13 protein-coding genes are annotated in these 16185 nt (G+C 63.8%); 6 read left to right on the forward strand and 7 right to left on the reverse strand.

Annotation, left to right across the window (positions count from 1 at the left end; all coding sequences use genetic code 11):
* Positions 1-22: 22 nt before the first annotated feature.
* Positions 23-916, reverse strand: coding sequence for a LysR family transcriptional regulator (locus QQ658_RS04815; protein ID WP_286026532.1), 894 nt, complete (start codon positions 914-916; stop codon positions 23-25).
* 70 nt (positions 917-986) lie between these two features.
* On the opposite strand from QQ658_RS04815, the gene QQ658_RS04820 reads away from it, so the two are divergent.
* The 3 genes from QQ658_RS04820 to QQ658_RS04830 all read left to right on the forward strand — a co-directional run bounded on the left by QQ658_RS04820 (position 987) and on the right by QQ658_RS04830 (position 2962).
* Positions 987-2189, forward strand: a complete 1203-nt coding sequence (locus QQ658_RS04820) for a YeiH family protein (RefSeq protein WP_286026533.1) — start codon at positions 987-989, stop codon at positions 2187-2189.
* Positions 2190-2309: 120 nt separating this feature from the next.
* Entirely contained in the window at positions 2310-2561 is a 252-nt protein-coding gene (locus QQ658_RS04825; RefSeq protein ID WP_286026534.1) for a type II toxin-antitoxin system Phd/YefM family antitoxin, read from the forward strand.
* Complete coding sequence (locus QQ658_RS04830) at positions 2555-2962, forward strand: type II toxin-antitoxin system VapC family toxin (RefSeq protein WP_286026535.1); 408 nt, start codon at positions 2555-2557, stop codon at positions 2960-2962. The genes QQ658_RS04825 and QQ658_RS04830 overlap by 7 nt, the downstream gene beginning before the upstream one ends.
* 67 nt (positions 2963-3029) lie before the next feature.
* Here the strand turns inward: QQ658_RS04830 and treZ are convergent, their stop codons facing one another.
* Together treZ and treY are read right to left on the reverse strand one after the other, a co-directional pair.
* Positions 3030-4769, reverse strand: coding sequence for a malto-oligosyltrehalose trehalohydrolase (treZ, locus tag QQ658_RS04835; protein WP_286026536.1), 1740 nt, complete (start codon positions 4767-4769; stop codon positions 3030-3032).
* The gene (treY, locus tag QQ658_RS04840) at positions 4766-7450 is read right to left on the reverse strand and encodes a malto-oligosyltrehalose synthase (RefSeq protein WP_286026537.1); all 2685 of its coding nucleotides are present in this window, start codon (positions 7448-7450) and stop codon (positions 4766-4768) included. The genes treZ and treY overlap by 4 nt, the downstream gene beginning before the upstream one ends.
* Positions 7451-7768: 318 nt before the next feature.
* Here treY and QQ658_RS04845 point away from each other — a divergent pair, with 318 nt between their 5' ends.
* Positions 7769-8287 (forward strand): hypothetical protein, encoded by a 519-nt coding sequence (locus QQ658_RS04845; RefSeq protein WP_286026538.1) that lies wholly within the window; start codon positions 7769-7771, stop codon positions 8285-8287.
* Positions 8288-8663: 376 nt separating this feature from the next.
* On the forward strand, positions 8664-9536 hold the full coding sequence (locus tag QQ658_RS04850) for an acyl-CoA thioesterase (RefSeq protein WP_286026539.1): 873 nt from the start codon (positions 8664-8666) through the stop codon (positions 9534-9536).
* Positions 9537-9607: 71 nt separating this feature from the next.
* On the opposite strand, the gene QQ658_RS04855 is transcribed toward QQ658_RS04850, so the two are convergent.
* Positions 9608-10543 (reverse strand): sigma-70 family RNA polymerase sigma factor, encoded by a 936-nt coding sequence (locus tag QQ658_RS04855; RefSeq protein WP_286026540.1) that lies wholly within the window; start codon positions 10541-10543, stop codon positions 9608-9610.
* Between the two features lie 266 nt (positions 10544-10809).
* Here QQ658_RS04855 and QQ658_RS04860 point away from each other — a divergent pair, with 266 nt between their 5' ends.
* Entirely contained in the window at positions 10810-12195 is a 1386-nt protein-coding gene (locus tag QQ658_RS04860; protein WP_286026541.1) for an RNA polymerase sigma factor, read from the forward strand.
* A gap of 401 nt (positions 12196-12596) precedes the next feature.
* Here QQ658_RS04860 and QQ658_RS04865 read toward each other — a convergent pair whose 3' ends face one another.
* The 3 genes from QQ658_RS04865 to QQ658_RS04875 all read right to left on the reverse strand — a co-directional run bounded on the left by QQ658_RS04865 (position 12597) and on the right by QQ658_RS04875 (position 16074).
* Positions 12597-13964 (reverse strand): dicarboxylate/amino acid:cation symporter, encoded by a 1368-nt coding sequence (locus QQ658_RS04865; RefSeq protein ID WP_286026542.1) that lies wholly within the window; start codon positions 13962-13964, stop codon positions 12597-12599.
* 501 nt (positions 13965-14465) lie between these two features.
* Complete coding sequence (locus tag QQ658_RS04870; protein ID WP_286026543.1) at positions 14466-15449, reverse strand: PLP-dependent aminotransferase family protein; 984 nt, start codon at positions 15447-15449, stop codon at positions 14466-14468.
* A gap of 166 nt (positions 15450-15615) precedes the next feature.
* Positions 15616-16074 carry an aminoacyl-tRNA deacylase gene (locus QQ658_RS04875; RefSeq protein WP_286026544.1) on the reverse strand — a complete coding sequence of 153 codons (459 nt, stop codon included), beginning with the start codon at positions 16072-16074 and terminating at the stop codon, positions 15616-15618.
* Positions 16075-16185 lie beyond the last annotated feature (111 nt).

Raw genomic sequence — 16185 nt, forward strand, 5'->3', positions numbered from 1 at the left:
GAAGAGCCGGCACTGGTGCGCCCTACTGCTGAAGCCGGATCAGATTGAGCAGATCGGCGGCGGGCCCGAGCAGCTTGACCCCGGTGGGCCACACCGCGTGCAGAGTGCGTTTCAGCTGGTCAGACTCGCGCACCCGGACCTGCTTGACCAGCCCGGCGGCCAGCGCGGACGCCACCGCCTTCTTGCTCGTCACGGCCGGTGCGACCCCGGCGATGACGCTGCCCAGCACGCCCGCATTGCTGCTGACCACGGCGACCGGAGCAACAGGATTCAGCCCGGCGAGGGCACGGTCGAGCACATCCCTGGTGCCCGAGCCTTGCTCGCGCACGACCAAGGCGGTGCGGGCGAGCCGCTCCAGGTCGACGGGAGCATGGCGTTTCGCCCATGGATGCGCCGGTGAGACGATCAAGACGAGCTGATCGTGGCCGACCGGCACCGCTCGTAGGCCCGGCTGCACGGTGGGGGATTCGATGAGCCCCAGTCTGTCGTCGCCGCCCTCGAGCTTGTCCATGATGTCGGACGAATTGTGCACCGACATTGTGACGTTCGTGCCCGGGTATTGCGTCCGAAATCTCGCGAGCCAGCCCGGCGCATAACATTCGGCCACGGTTTGCGAGGCCATCACATGTAACTCATGCGTCCGGTGATCATGCAGCGCGCTCATCGCCGAGGTGAACTCGGCGCCGGCGAGCAGCAGAGGTTCGGCCCAGTGTGCGATCAGCGCGCCCGTCGGGGTGAGGGCCGACCCCGTGCTGCGGCGCAGCACCAACGGCTGGCCGACCTGGCGTTCGAGCCGGGCGATGACGCGAGTGGCATTGGGCTGAGCCAGGCCGCAAGCGGTGGCAGCTTGAGACAAACTGCCCAGCTCATCGATACGAATGAGGAGCTCGAGAGCCGCCAGATCGGGCCAAGTCATGCCGAAATGATATGGCGGCGATAGCCATTCAGGCATTCCGCGCCGCGCATCGGACGATCATCATGAATGGGTGAGCAGCGCGACCGAAGAACAAGAGTCCACCCCATCTCGCCAGGCAGCAGCCATCCAGCGATGGACGAAGCTGCTGCCCGGTCTCATCGTCACAGCCGTCGTGACCGTCATCGCGCTGCTGATCAACCGCCTTCAGCCGCTGCTCAGCACCATGCTGGTGGCCATCGTGCTCGGTGCGCTGATCGGCAACCTGCGTCAGGTGCCGATGAGCTGGCGTCCGGGACTGAGCTTCAGCTCCAAGCACCTGCTGCGCACCGGCATCGTGCTGCTGGGACTGCAGATTTCGCTCGCCACACTGGCCGGCCTCGGCTGGCAGCGCCTGGTGCTGGTAGTCGTCGTGGTCAGCGTCGGCGTGACCGCCACGATGCTGATCGGACGCGTGATGAAGATCTCGAGATCACTCACCATGCTGGTGGCCTGCGGGTTCTCGATCTGCGGAGCGGCGGCCGTGGCCGGCACCAAGGACGTTTCGGGTGCCGATGAGGAAGAAACCGGCACTGCCCTGGGGCTGGTGGTGCTCTTCGGCACGCTCTCGATTCCGGTGGTGCCGCTGCTTGCCGGGCTGATCGGTCTCGATACTCCGCAGGCCGCGACCTGGGCCGGGGCGAGCATTCACGAGGTCGCTCAGGTGGTGGCTGCCGCAGCGGCCATCGGGCCGGACGCGTTGGCGATCGCGGTGCCGGTCAAGCTGGCCAGGGTCGTCTGCCTCGCCGGCGTGGTGCCGGTGCTCGGCCTGCTGGCCCGCCGCACGACCCAATCGTCCCGCCAAGACCAGCCGTCCGCCGCACCGCAGGCTGCTTCACTCGACGATGCCTCGCAAGCGGAGGCGGGCAGCCTGGACGCCACGTCGGCCGATGCCACGAGCGGCCCAGCTGCTGCACCCGCCAACGCGAGGCCGACCAACGCGCAGTCGACCACGGCCAAGCCAGCCACGGCCAACAAGCCCGCGCTGATTCCGGGCTTTGTGCTCGGGTTCTTGGCGATGGTGGTGCTGGGCACCTTCATCACGCTGCCGGCCGGGCTGGCAGGCGCCATCAAGATCGTGCAAAGCGCGACCTTGGCGATGGCGATGGCGGCGCTGGGATTCGGCATCCAGATCAGGGCGATGCGCGAGGTCGGTCTGCGTCCGGTATTGCTGGGCCTGATCGCCACCATCATTGTCTCGCTGGTGGCTCTCGGCGGCGAGCTGCTGATCAGCTGAGGTGAGGGACACTCCAGAAGTCAGGCCCTTACAGAGCCGCCGAGACAATCGAGACCCAGTCCATCCAGAAGATGTAGACACATGTAGATAAATTCACGTGGCGCCCGGTATCCTGTTCTCATGAAGGCCATCACGGTGGGGCAGTTGCGTCAGAATCCGACTCCGATGCTCGACGACATTGCGGCTGGTGCCAGCTACGTGATTACCCGGCACCGCCGGGTGATCGGCAAGATCGTGCCCGCCGACTCGCAAGCCGAGTTGATCCCGGCCAAGCGGCACGGCCGCTCCTCACTGGCCATCATTCCCAGGCATGAGCTGACGACCGCGTCATCAATCGCCGAGCTCATCGATGACATGCGCGGCGCGTGGTGACCTGGTATTTGCTCGACTCGTCGGTTGCGGTACGGGTCATCTTGGGGCATTCTCCCGAAGCCGCCGCCTGGATCGATGAAGTGAACGCGGATCCCGATCGGCAGCTCATTGCGTCCAGGCTTCTGAAGACCGAAATCACCCGCGTGTTGCGGCGCGAGGGATTGCCGGTCTCCCGGCGCGATGACCTGCTTGATTATGTGCAGATGATTCCGGTCAATGACGCCGTGCTCGCGGAGGCCGAAGCGATCGTCCCGCACATCAAGACCCTCGATGCGATCCACCTGGCCTCAATAGTCAGAACCGGCCTGGACGCCACGGTTGTGACTCACGACGAGACGATGGGGCATGTCGCGGAAATCCTCGGCTACCCGGTGCTCGACCCCGTCGTGACAGCCTCCTGAAGCCCGGGCCGACAAGCATCGGAGGAATTGCCGACTGCACGCTGAAGAGCCTGGTGACCCGCGTTGTTCAATCGATCAGCACAGCCACCGAGTGGGCGGGTAGCTGGACGGTCTCGTCGGTGACGTGGACCTCGCCCCATTGGGCGGCCAGCGTGCCCCGTGGTTCCCCGAGAGTGACCGGGCGCGGTCCGGGGCAGATGATGACAGTGACCGGCCCGTGAACCATCCGGAACCAGTCATCGCCGAAATCGGCCTGTACCTGTCCGCCACCCGTGGGGAACAACTCGTGGCGCAGCTCGATCAGTCTGCGATACCAGGCGAGCATCCGGGCATGATCCGGGTCGTCGATCTCAGGCCAATCAAGCTTGCTGTTCTCGAAGGTCGAAAGTGCCTGTGGATCGGGGATCTTCGGGTCCGGTCCGTAGATCGCCTCCCAGTCGTGGCCCTCGAACTCTGACAGCCGGCCTTCGGTGACCGCCTCGCCGAGTTCGGCGTCATGGTCGGTGAAGAACTGGAACGGACGCTTGGTGCCCCACTCCTGCCCTTGAAACAGCAGGGGAGTGAACGGCGACAACAACAGCAACGCCGCCCCGCCGGCGACCGCGCCGGCAGGCAACTTGACGTCCGGACGATCACCCATGCCGCGGTTGCCCACCTGATCATGGTTCTGGGTGAATGCGACGAATCGCCGGTGATCGATATCGGGCGGAACCGGCGCCCCCCACCTCTTGCCGCGGAATGTCGAATACGACCCGTCGTGCACGAAGACACGCTCCAACGCCTGCCGCAAGACCGACGCCGGGCCGAAGTCGACGTAGTAGCCGAAGGTCTCGTCGGTGAGGTACGAGTGCAGTGCGTGGTGCACGTCGTCCGCCCATTGCGCGTCGATGCCCAGCCCTCCTGCCGAGCGGGGCTCGATCATGGTCGGCTGGTTCAGGTCGGATTCTGCGATCAACGCCACCGGACGCCCGAGCCCCGCGCGGATGGCGTCCACCCGTTCCGACAGTTCGGCGAGGATATGCTGCGGTGAGTCGTCGGCCAGCGCATGTACCGCGTCCAGCCGCAGCGCGTCCATGTGAAACTCGCGCAGCCAGCGGATGGCGTTCTCGCAGATGAAGTCCCGCACGCCATCGGCATGGTCGTCGTCCAGGTTGATCGCCGAACCCCATGGGGTGTCGTGTTTGTCGGTGAAGTACGGCGCGAAGACCGGCGCATAGTTGCCTGCCGGACCGAAGTGGTTGTAGACGACATCCAGGCAGACGGCCAGGTCATGGGCGTGCGCAGCGTCCACAAAACGCTGCAATGCCTCTGGCCCGCCGTAGGCCTGGTGAACGGCGTAGAGATCGACTCCGTCGTATCCCCAGCCACGATCACCGGGGAACGGCACGACCGGCATCAACTCGATCGTCTGAATTCCCAGCTTCTTCAGATAATCCAGCTTGTCGATGGCCGAATCGAGAGTCCCCTGCGGGGTGAAAGTGCCCACATGTAGTTCGTAGAAGACCGAGCCGATCACATCGTGGCCCGCCCATTCAGGGTCGCTCCAGGCGAAGGCCGAAGTGTCGAAAACCCGGGACGGCCCATCGACACCATAGGGCTGCCAGGCGCTGCGCGGATCGGGCCGGGCCTGTTGATCGTCGATCGCCAGCAGGTAGTCGGTGCCCGCGGGCAACGAGATCGTCCAATAGCCGCCGGTTTCTGGCCGCATGGCCAGGCGCTCGTCCCCCACCACCGCGAAGGCGGAATGCGCCAGCGGCGCCCACAGCCGGACGGGCACCAGCCGATCAGCAGACGGATCGCCGGTCATAGCGAGGTCCCATCGCTGGGTGCTTGCTGCTGGCCGCGGTTCTCTTCGTGATTGCCGAATCGTCTGGCGAGCCAGCCCAAGAAGCCACCCTCGTTCTCGGCGACCACCGGGTGAGGCGCTTGCTCGCGATGCACCGGCAGCCCCACAGCCCGGATGCTCGTGGTGCGCTCGGCGTCCGAAACCTCCTCGAGGACGGCGCAGGGGAACCGCTGCAGCAAGGTCGTCAGTTCGACCGGCCCGCCCGCGTATTCCTGGGCGGTCAGCACATCGAACCACTGCCCCTCGGGCAGCACGACGGTGTTGCCCGCGTAATCATCGGCTTGGTCGGCGGATCGGGTGAGCCGGCTGGCCACCACCAGCACTTCGTCGCCCGCGCCACGCGAATAGCTGGTGACGTGCCCCGACGAACTGGGCAGCGGACGATATGAGGCGTGCGGGCCGACGAAAACCTGCGGGCGGCGCCTGCGCAGCCGCAGGATGGCGCGGGTGATGTGATATTTCTCCTCGTCAAGGCTATCCGGTGGACGATCGGCCAGTTCGCGGCCCATCAAACGCAGCGCGGGATAGTCCGCCGGGTGCCTGTTATCGGGGTCCACCAGGTAATTCTGCACGGTCTCACACGACTGGAAGCAGTCGGCAACCCCCAAACAGGTCAACTGCACGGCCTTGCGGGAAAGGATCGCGGCGCGGGTGGCCTCGCGGGTGAATTCGAACCAGTCGGTGAAAGCGCCCATCACGTCGTCGTCGGCGTAGAGATCACCGATCGTGCTGGTCAGGATTTCTTCGCCGGCCTGATCGGGGTTGGTCCACGACGTCCACAGTTTCTGCTCACGGGAAGCCTTGATCATGTATTCACTCAGCCGCTCGGCTTCGATCGGCCCGGCGTCGGTCCAGGTGCCTGCCAGAGTTTGCCAGAGCAGGTTTTCGGTGTGCCCCTCCAGCTCGGACGCGTAGGGGTGCAAGGTGGTGAGCAACGCTCGCCACTCGCCGGCATACTGCGAGATGACGGTCATGCGGGCCCGGACGTCCTCGGATCGCTTGGAGTCGTGGGTGGTGCCGCAGGTCATCGTAGCCGGCCAGTCGGTTGCCATCTGCGCACACCAGCGGTGGAACTCGTCCGGCGTCATGCCCCAGGTTTCGGGTGAACCCCCGACCTCGTTGAGGGAGACCAGATGCGTCCACCGGTAGAAGGCCGTGTCCTCGACGCCCTTCGCGGTGACGGCGCCGCACACCTGCTGGAATCGGACGACCAGTTCGTCGCGTTGTGCCTGCTGGCTGCGCTGTTCGGAGCCGACTTCGCGTCCGAGCACCAGGTCGACCACCAGATCCAAGGTGTCGTGCAGCTCCGGGTCGAGATTGCGGCGGGCTTTCTCTGCCGTGTTGTTGATCAACTCGACCGCTTCATCGGGCGCCGGTTCGCCGGGCACCACGTAGGCGCGGTAGTGCGGAAACGCGATCACCAGCTCGGTCAGGCAGCGGGCTATCCAGCCCTGGGTGTGGTCGCGCAGCATGATGTCGTCGCGGCAGATCTGATAGGCGAGCGATGCGATGCGGTGCACCTCCGCATACAGCGAGGTGGTGGTGATCTCCCGCTTGGCGGTGCTGGTGATCTCCTCCAACGAACCGGGAATGTCGCCGGTGATGGTGTGGGCGACACTTGCCAGTTCGCCGTAGCCATTCGGGTCGCAGTGCAGCGCCCCGACCCGCCAGGACGCGTCGTAGCCGGTGGTGCCGGCCACCGGCCAATCGTCCTGCATCTGCTCGTCGGCCTCGAGGATCTTCTCCGCAGTGATCCAGGCACCGCCCGAGGCGGTGTAGAGCCTGCGCATGTAACCGCGCGGATCGGCCAAGCCATCGGGATGATCGATCCGGAATCCGTCGATGCAGCCTTGCTTGTACAGCTCCAGCAGCAGGGCGTGGGTGGCGTCGAACACCTCCGGGTCTTCGACCCGCACCGCCAGCAAGGTGTCCACATCGAAGAAGCGCCGAAAGTTGAGTTCCTCGGCCGCGACCTTCCAGTAGGCCAGCCGGTAGAACTGCTGGGCCACGCACATCTCGATGGGTAGGTTCTCGGTGCCGGCGCGCACCGGATAGACGTGGTCGAAGTATTTCAGCACCGGCTGCGGACCCTCGTCCTCGAAACCGGGAATGACCTGTGTGTCGAGAGAGATCTCATGATTTGCCAGCACGGTTCCGATGCGTGCCCCGAGGAAGGGCATCAAGATGCCGTCGCCGTCGTCCGTGCCGTCGAACCACCGGGCGTAGGGCGAAGCCGAACCGTACTTGAGCACCGACCAGACGGCCTTGTTGTGATAGATCGGCGTCGGCACGCCCATGTGGTTGGGCACCACGTCGACGATCACGCCCATCTGGCGCTCGTGTGCCGCCTTCGCCAGCCGTTCGAAGCCTTCGCGTCCACCCATCACGTCACTGATCTTTGTGTGGTCGACGACGTCATAGCCGTGCGTGCTGCCGGGAGCAGCCTGCAGGATCGGGCTGAGATAGAGATCGGTGACACCCAGATCGTCGAGGTAGTCGAGCTGCTCGGCAGCCTGATCGAAACTCAGATCGGGACCCAATTGCAGCCGGTAGGTCGAGACCGGGATCCGCCGGCCGCTCGATGGCAGGTGAATGACCTGCCCGCCGGCGTCCTGGTTGGCAGAGTTCATGGTCTCGGTCACTGGCAATCAGCTCCATCGTTGAAAAAGATCTGACAGTCCAAAGCTACCCCGATCGATCGGCCGACACTTCGATAGCGGCGTGCCGCGGGTGCGAATCGGCGAGCTCCGGACCATCTGGCCGAGTCGAGCAGGGTGCGATCTTTACCGTGTCCGCTCCGGTGCTGATCTGCTGGCATTAAGGTGAGATCACGAATCAGCGCTACCTGCGGGAATTCTTCGGAGTGCCCCCGGCGTTGAAGCGCAAAAGACCGCGTGGATGGACCACGCGCTTTCCGGGCCGATCAGGCCGAGGAAGGCGATGAGCGAGAGGAACCAACGATGGATTTTGGTGACCGGCTGGAAAACCTGGCAAAGGACGTACAGGGCCGCGTAGGTGAGTTCGTGGATTCTGCCAAGCAGAAGTACAAGGATTCCGATCTGGACGTCAAGCTTGACGCCTTCAAGAGCGACGTCTCCGAGCGTTACAACGATTTCGCCGGTGCCGTGAAGAGCAAGGTGGATGAGTCGGATCTGGACGACAAGTTCCGTGGCTTCACCCAGTCGGTGGGCGACAAGTATCGCGATGTCGCCGATACGGTCAAGCAGAAGTACAACGACTCAGACCTGGACGACAAGTTCGACGATCTCAAGAAGGATTTCGGCGGCAAGTTCGACGACTTCAAGGCCGCATTCCTGGACGCGAAGTCTGATGCGGCGCGGGCCACATCCGACGCGGCGGACAATGTCTCCGATGCAGTCAGCGATGCCAAGAAGTCGGCCGGCGATGCTGCTGCCGACGCCAAGGACGCCGCAGGGGCGGCCGCCGAGCAGGTGAAGGACAACCTCAAGGAGCAGTGAGGTCGCATAGCGACCTGGTTCGAGCGACGAGGCTACGTAACAAGCTCGAGAGCCTGCCGATAGCCCGCGTCAGGTGATGTTTCGGTGATCGAGTACCTGCGCGAGTTGCAGTCGTGGCTCTCCGCTCGACAACGTCGTTGGCCTCAGAAGAACGGCTGAACCTGTTCTTCTGAGGCCTTCCTTGTTGTCGATGCGCTGGCATGTCGCCAACAGAAGGGGTGAGCCTGATCATCTACCTCGTCCATAGTGATTCAGGCCGTAGTTGATCAGAGCAAAAGCAAGCCATCTGACGTGCTGGTTGTTCGTCGGAGGCTTATCTCGATCACATTCCATATTGACCGGCGCATCGCGCCCGAGAATGTGGCAGGGTAGGCGAGTGCCCGCTAATACCGCCGAACTATTGCAGTTGCTCGACCTGAGCCGTTTCGGCCAGGCGTCGTTTCTTGCCGCTCATCCCCGCACCCGCATGCAACGCACGTATGGGGGACAGATCCTCGCTCAGGCGCTGACGGCCGCCTACCAGACCGTGCCCGAGCAGAGGGTGGCGCATTCGCTGCATGCCTACTTCCTGCGTCCGGGCGAGGTCAGCACCGACACCCGGTTCGACGTGCAGTCGCTGCGCGACGGCAATACCTTCAGCACCAGGCGAGTCGAAGCGAAGCAGCAGCAGCGGGAGATCTTCGCCGGATCGGTTTCTTTCCACCGAATGGAGCCGGGCCTGGACCATGCCGATCCCATGCCGGAAAGCGTGCCCACGCCCGAGGAATGCCCGCGGCTGGTCGATGAAATGGATCGGCGGTTCGGTGCGCACTCGATCTGGCACGAGTGGGACGCGCTCGACGTGCGTTTCGCCGGGGACTCGTCGCCGGGCGGCATCATCAAGCCGGGACGCCATGTCGCCAGCATGCGGGTCTGGGTGCGCACCCAGGACCGGTTGCCCGACGATCCGCGCGTTCACCAAGCCGTGCTCGCATATCTGTCGGATCTGACCTTGCTGAGCGTGTCGGCGGTGCCGCATCCGGTGGTCTTCATGTCGAACGAGTTGCAGACCGCCTCGATCGATCACGCGGTGTGGTTCCATCGTCCGTTCCGTGCGGACGACTGGCTGCTCTACGACATGTTCTCGCCGTCGGCCTCGGCGGCGCTGGGGTTCTCGAACGGCAGGTTGTTCCAAGAGGGCAAACTGATCGCGTCCTGCGCCCAGGAGGGCCTGATTCGCCAGGTCACCTCGCGCGAGATGCTCAGCTGACAGATGCGCAAAAAGCAGTTCGGCTCCGGCCACCACGAAGGTGACCGGAGCCGAATTCATAGCTGACTGCCTTAGGCGACCGCTACCGCGCTTTTCTCACGCAGCACAACCAGCGCGGCCCGCTCGATCTGGCGAACCCGCTCCGCGGTGATGCCCCAGACCTGGCCGATATCCGACAACTTGGCCTGGCGTCCATCCAGCAGACCGTAGCGGCGGCGCACCACATCAGCGGAACGCTCGTCGAGGTCCTCCAGCAGAGCATCGAGGCGGTCACGGTCTTCCTGGCTGAGCACGACCTCGTCCGGCCCGGGGGAGGTCTCGCGGGCGATCAGATCGCCGAGCGAGGTGTCGCCATCCTCCTCGACCGGGGCGTCCAGGCTGACGTGCTCGCGGCTGTAGCGGATCAAATCAACGACCTTGTCCTCGGTCACATCGAGCTCGCGTGCGATCTCGTTGACCTCCGGGTCGCGGCCGAGCGTCCGTTCCAGGTTGCGGCGAACCGCCGAAATCTGGTTCACCTGCTCGGCGACATGCACCGGCAGCCGGACGATGCGTCCCTGCTGGGCGATGCCACGGCTGATCGCCTGACGTACCCACCAGGTGGCGTAGGTCGAGAACTTGAAGCCTTTGGCGTAGTCGAATTTCTCGACCGCGCGGATCAGGCCGGTATTGCCCTCCTGAACCAGATCCAGAAGCGGCATCTGAGAGCGCCCGTACTTGCGGGCGACGGATACGACCAAACGAAGATTGGCGCGCAAGAAATGCTGCATCGCCTTGTCGCCGTCCTGGGCGACGAGCTCAAGCTCGGTCTCGGTCGCGTCGGTTTCGGATTCCACGCGACCATCGAGGATGGCTCGGGCGAACTGGCCAGCTTCGATCCGGCGAGCCAGATGTACCTCTTCTTCGGCGTTCAGCAGAGGCGTCTTGGCGATGGACTCAAGGTACAGTCCGACCGAATCCTTGCCGTCAATGCCATCGTTGGTCCGAACACGAGACTTGCTATCCATGGTGGCTGCCTTTCTGTCGACCAATGGTGTAACGCACGAAACCGTGGATTTCTTTCATCAATCGCACAATTTCTTTGAAAACGGGACGCCGTGGGGGCATACTGCGACCCAAGTCGTACTCGACGTGCTCTCGAGGGTGTTCTGCGGGGGCACACCCAAGGTGGGGATTACTTGCCCGCCGTGGCAGTATAGCTAGAGGCGCTCCTTGACGGGAGAGGTTTGGGGATGCGTCCAGATTAGTTGAGTCGGCTTCCGAAAGGTCATTTGTGACTTCCACCACTGATCAGGCTGCTATTGCGCCGGTAAAGCACACCCGTAAGGCCAAGGCTAGCGAGCAAGGGGCCGATGCGTCCACTGCCGAGAGCACTTCAGCCGCACGGACGCGCAAATCGGCCGCCGACACCAAGCCTGCAGCATCGAATTCTTCGGCTGCCGCAGCCAAGAAGCCCTCCACCAGGGCCAAAAAATCCACCGCGCGCAAGACCAAGTCCTCGTCCAAGGCCAAGGAGCCCACCGTCGAGGAGGTCGCGAGTCGCACCGTCGACGTCACGGTCAAGCGTGACGGCGACGATCTGGTGTTGACCGTCGGTGGCAAGAAACGCACTCTCGACGATGTCGATGACTCGAAGTTCGATCACAAGGCCGCGGCCAAGGACGAAGCCGAGCTGGTCGGCGACGGTGAGGGCTTCAGTCTGTCGGACTCCGACGACGCCGACGAGCCGGAGCAACAGGTCGTCTCCGCGGGTGCCACCGCCGATCCGGTGAAGGATTATCTCAAGCAGATCGGCAAGGTTGCCCTGCTGAACGCGGCTCAGGAGGTCGAGCTCGCCAAGCGCATCGAGGCCGGCCTTTTTGCCGAAGAACGCGTCAATGCCGGTGACGTGGCCGACAAGGACCACTCCGATTACGAGTGGATCACCGAAGACGGCCGGCGCGCGAAGAATCACCTGCTGGAAGCGAACCTGCGGTTGGTCGTCTCGTTGGCGAAGCGTTACACGGGCCGCGGCATGCTCTTTCTCGATCTGATCCAAGAGGGCAATCTGGGTCTGATTCGTGCGGTCGAGAAGTTCGACTACACCAAGGGCTACAAGTTCTCGACCTATGCGACCTGGTGGATCAAGCAGGCCATCACCCGTGCGATGGCCGACCAGGCTCGCACGATTCGCATTCCGGTACACATGGTCGAGGTCATCAACAAACTGGCCAGGGTACAGCGCCAGATGCTGCAAGATCTCGGACGCGAACCGTTGCCCGAAGAGCTCGCCAAAGAACTCGACATGACCCCTGAGAAGGTCGTCGAAGTGCAGAAGTACGGACGCGAACCGATCTCGCTGCACACCCCGCTGGGCGAGGACGGCGATTCGGAGTTCGGTGACCTGATCGAGGATTCCGAGGCGATCGTCCCAGCGGACGCGGTGAACTTCACGCTGCTGCAGGAGCAGCTGCACGATGTGCTCGACACGTTGAGCGAGCGCGAGGCCGGCGTGGTGTCGATGCGTTTCGGCCTGACCGATGGCCAGCCCAAGACCCTGGACGAGATCGGCAAGGTCTACGGCGTAACCCGGGAGCGGATCCGCCAGATCGAGTCGAAGACGATGAGCAAGCTGCGCCACCCGTCGCGCTCGCAGATCCTGCGCGACTACCTGGAGTGAGTCAGCGAGCAGTTCACTTCTCGACGTAGCGCGAAAGCTTTGAGGGCGGGTGAGGTTGCCGTCGCAAACCGAAAACAGAGGATTGCTTCCCGGCAACTTCACCCACCTTTCGCATGCGCGGGTGGTGGCATGCCAGGCCGGGGATGCTCGCCGTTCGCATGTATCGCCCGCCCCTCCTGCACTCCGCTCACCCAAACTTAGTTCGCCTGCGTTGCAACAGCAGTGAACTTGCTTGCGGCGAGCGGCTGAAAATCAGCGCGAGTGTCCACTACGGCGAGTGTCCTCAATCTCTGGTGATCTGAGCGCTGCAGACATCCTGAACGCCACGGGCATAGGGAAGGGGCCACCACCGGATTTCCGATGGTGGCCCCTTCTTACGTCAGTCCGAAAAATCCCGCCGATCAGACGGTCGCAGGTTCCCGCGCGGGCCGAGCCTCGGCGTCCGATTCTGTGGACGGGTTCGGGCCGTCATAGCGGTCGCGGTTCAAGATCGCGTTGCGCTTCGAGACGACGACCGTGACCAGGGACTGACCGGCCACGTTGGTGGCGGTGCGCATCATGTCGAGGATCGGGTCGATGGCCAGCAGCAGCCCGACGCCCTCCAGCGGAAGGCCCAAGGTCGACAGCGTCAGGGTCAGCATCACGACGGCGCCGGTCAGGCCGGCGGTCGCGGCCGAGCCGACCACGGCCACAAAGACGATCAACAGATAGTCGGTGATCGAGAGGTTGATGCCGAACATCTGCGCGACGGTGATCGCGGCAAGCGCCGGGTAAATGGCGGCGCAGCCGTCCATCTTGGTGGTGGCGCCCAGCGGGGCGGCGAAGGCTGCGTATTCCTTGGGCACGCCGAGATTCTCGGTCATGTTGCGCTGCGTGACCGGCAGGGTGCCCACCGAAGAACGCGACACGAAGGCCAAGGTGATCGACTCCCACGCGCCGGCAAAGAAGCGCTTGACGCTCAACCCGTTCAGCTTCAGGATCGCCGGATAGACGGCGAACATCACCAGAGCGCAACCGACGTAGACGTCAACGGTGAAGACGGCGAGCGGACGAACCAGATCCCAGCCGTAGCTGGCCACGGCCTTGCCGATCAGAGCGGCCGAACCGATCGGTGCCAAGCGGATGATCCACCAAACCAGTTTCTGAAAGATCTCCAGCGCCGACTCGGAGAATCTGAGGAAGGGCTCGGCCTTCGTGCCGGCAGCAAGGGCGGCACCGCCGACGGCGATGCCCAGCACGACGATCTGCAACACGTTGAAGCTGACCGAGCTGGTCACCGCGACCTCTGCGTCCGCGACCTCGGCGGTGGAGCTGACGCTCATGCCGAGGAAGTTGGCGGGAACGATCGACTTGAGGAAGTCGAGCCAGCCACCCTGGGTGGAGGAGGCTTCGGCTTGCGAAATATCGATGCCGGTGCCCTGGCCCGGATTGGTCAAAAGGCCGATACCGATACCGATCACCACGGCGATGAATGCGGTGATCGCGAACCACTCGAGGGTCTGTGCGGCGAGCTTCGCCGCATTGGTAACCTTGCGCAGCTGGGAGATGCTGACCACCAGGGCCAAGAAGACCAGCGGGACGACGACCACGCGAAGCAGCTGGACGAAGATGCTGCCGACTTGGGTGAGGACCTCGGTCAGCCAATCGAGTTCGGCACTGCGGGCGAATGCGCCGAGCAGGATGCCGATAACCAGGCCGATGATGACTTGTACGCCGAACGAGGGCGCCTTGATCTTGTGCTTTGTTGGTTGATCTGTGTCGACGGACATGTTTCTCCTGGGTGTGGGCCGGGTGCGCTCAATCGGTTTGCGATCGGTCGAGTGGGGCCTGGCCGGTTGGTGGATGAATGGAGATAAGTCGGTGGTCGAGCGGCGGGGCGTCCAAGCCGAGATCCGGGCGCATCCGGCTTGTCGTTTTGCCCGTCCAACCGGTGTCCGCAACGGTGATGGCGGTCTGACAGGTCCTCGACGGACGCGCCCAATCGGGCGTGTGGTTGCCGGCTGAGCGGGTGCTTGCGTGAGCTACGACGCTTCCGGCGCCAGCACCGACGAAAAAGAGGTCAGCAACAAGCTGCGCTGAAGGTCAGCGCGAAATCGATGTATAGCCTGCACCACATCTGTGAGTTACTCGATCCTTCTGGGGCCGCGGGTAGCAGCTTGCCGACTGCTCATGCTAGACCTTGGGAGCGCAGTGCCATCCGCCGGTCGAGACCATTGCTGCCTCGCCCACGTTGCCCGCCGCGCCTCTCAAGGTGTCCGGCAGCACAACGGTTATGCCGGCGTAATGATTCCTCGTGTTGCCATCTCGCCGTGGCAATTTGCCGTGGCCGCCCGGCAGATCCAATCCGCGACGCGATCCTCGCGGCCCGCCACGGTGTGGTCGAGCGGAATCGTGAAGATATCCGTCCGCCAGCCATGTCCAGGGGCAAGATGACGGGGCTTTCCCCAATAGACCGGCGGAAAGACGCCATGGGTGGCCAGGTCGTCCATGATCTGATCGGCGTGGTGATGCCGCAGAGCGAGCAAACCGGAGGCTGGGGGGTTGAGCATTTTCAGCCAGGGGATCTGATGTGCGGCGAGTGCGCGAGCGAGTCGTTGCATGACGTGGCGACGCTTCGCGAACAGAGCGCATTCATCCAGCCCATCGACCAGCCGCATGGACGCAGTGCTCGGCGGCGCCGGAACCCACGCCTGGTCGGCTGCGTCCTCGGCGTCCTCGAAGGTCGCGATGCTCGGCCGATCCAGGTAGCGTCGTCGCGCTGCGATGGCACGGGTCGTCTCGGAACTACTACTGGGCACCAGTGTGGCTTGCCCCAGTCCGGTGACGAATGCGCCGTCCGTCACGGGAAGCAGCTTTCGCAGGCTCGCGGTCACGTAGTCGGCCTTGGTGCTGAGTGGGTGCGGCCAGCTGTGCGTCCGGTCGATGATGAGGGTGCTGCCGGCCTCTCGTCCGGATTGCAGCACGTCGGCGAGCGCAGCAGAGGCCTGGTTGCCGAAGGTTTCGCAATGCAGCACCGCGCTGCGCGGTGACCGGGCCAGAGCCGATCGGAGCGCGGCCGGGACCATCAGACAATGCGTGTCGGTCTCGACGAAACGGACGCTGATGCCTTCCAAGGTGAAAGGCAGCACCATGGTGGGGCAGTAGTAGTCAGGGGCGAGCAAAGAAGTGATCGTCCGTGCCCGGAGTTCCTGGGCGATCAACGACAAGGCTTGGCGTCCGAATGCGGTGACAACGGCGTCGTTCGGCAATTTCATAGCTTGCTTCGATCCGTGGCGTAACGTTTACCGGCCTGAGTCATCGCGGCGACGAGGTCGCATGCCGCAGGAGGATTGTCGGCGCGGCTCGATTCCGGAAGCCGGGCGACCAGATACCAGCCAACCGACAGGCCGAAAAGCACTCGGTGGCTATCGTGACAGATCATCAGTCGCTGATATCGGCCACGGTCGCGTTCAGCACGGTGATCATCGCGTCGGCGTCCAGTTCGATCGCCACATTCGGTGCGCCCGAACCCATGGACACTCTTTTGCCTTGAATCGACGAATCGGCGATCACCGGCCATGGGTGGGTGGCGCCGAACGGGGTGATGGTGCCGCGAACGTACCCGGTGACGTCGAACGCGGTCGCGGCGTCCGGCATGGAGAGCCGATGGACGCCCAGCAGTGCCCGTAGCTTCGGCCAACTGAAAGTACGGTCCCCGGGCACCAGCACGAACAGATAGTCGTCCTCGCCACGGCGCACGACCAGGGTCTTGACGATGTCCGCAGGCGCAATACCACGCGCTTCGGCGGCCTCCGCAAGCGAATTCACCGGCCCGTGCCGGGTGATGGTCTGCTCCAGACCGAGTTCACGTAAGGCGTTCAGCGCCCGCTGTTCACTCACGATCAGCCCTTTCTTCGGTATCGCCGGTTCGTAACGGTGATGGCGTTCACGTTGTTGACACCAACAGATTTCGGTCAGCCATGGATGTGCCACAGATTTCTGGGATGATCC

The sequence above is a fragment of the Propionimicrobium sp. PCR01-08-3 genome, from assembly GCF_030286045.1.
Lineage (GTDB): Bacteria > Actinomycetota > Actinomycetes > Propionibacteriales > Propionibacteriaceae > Brooklawnia.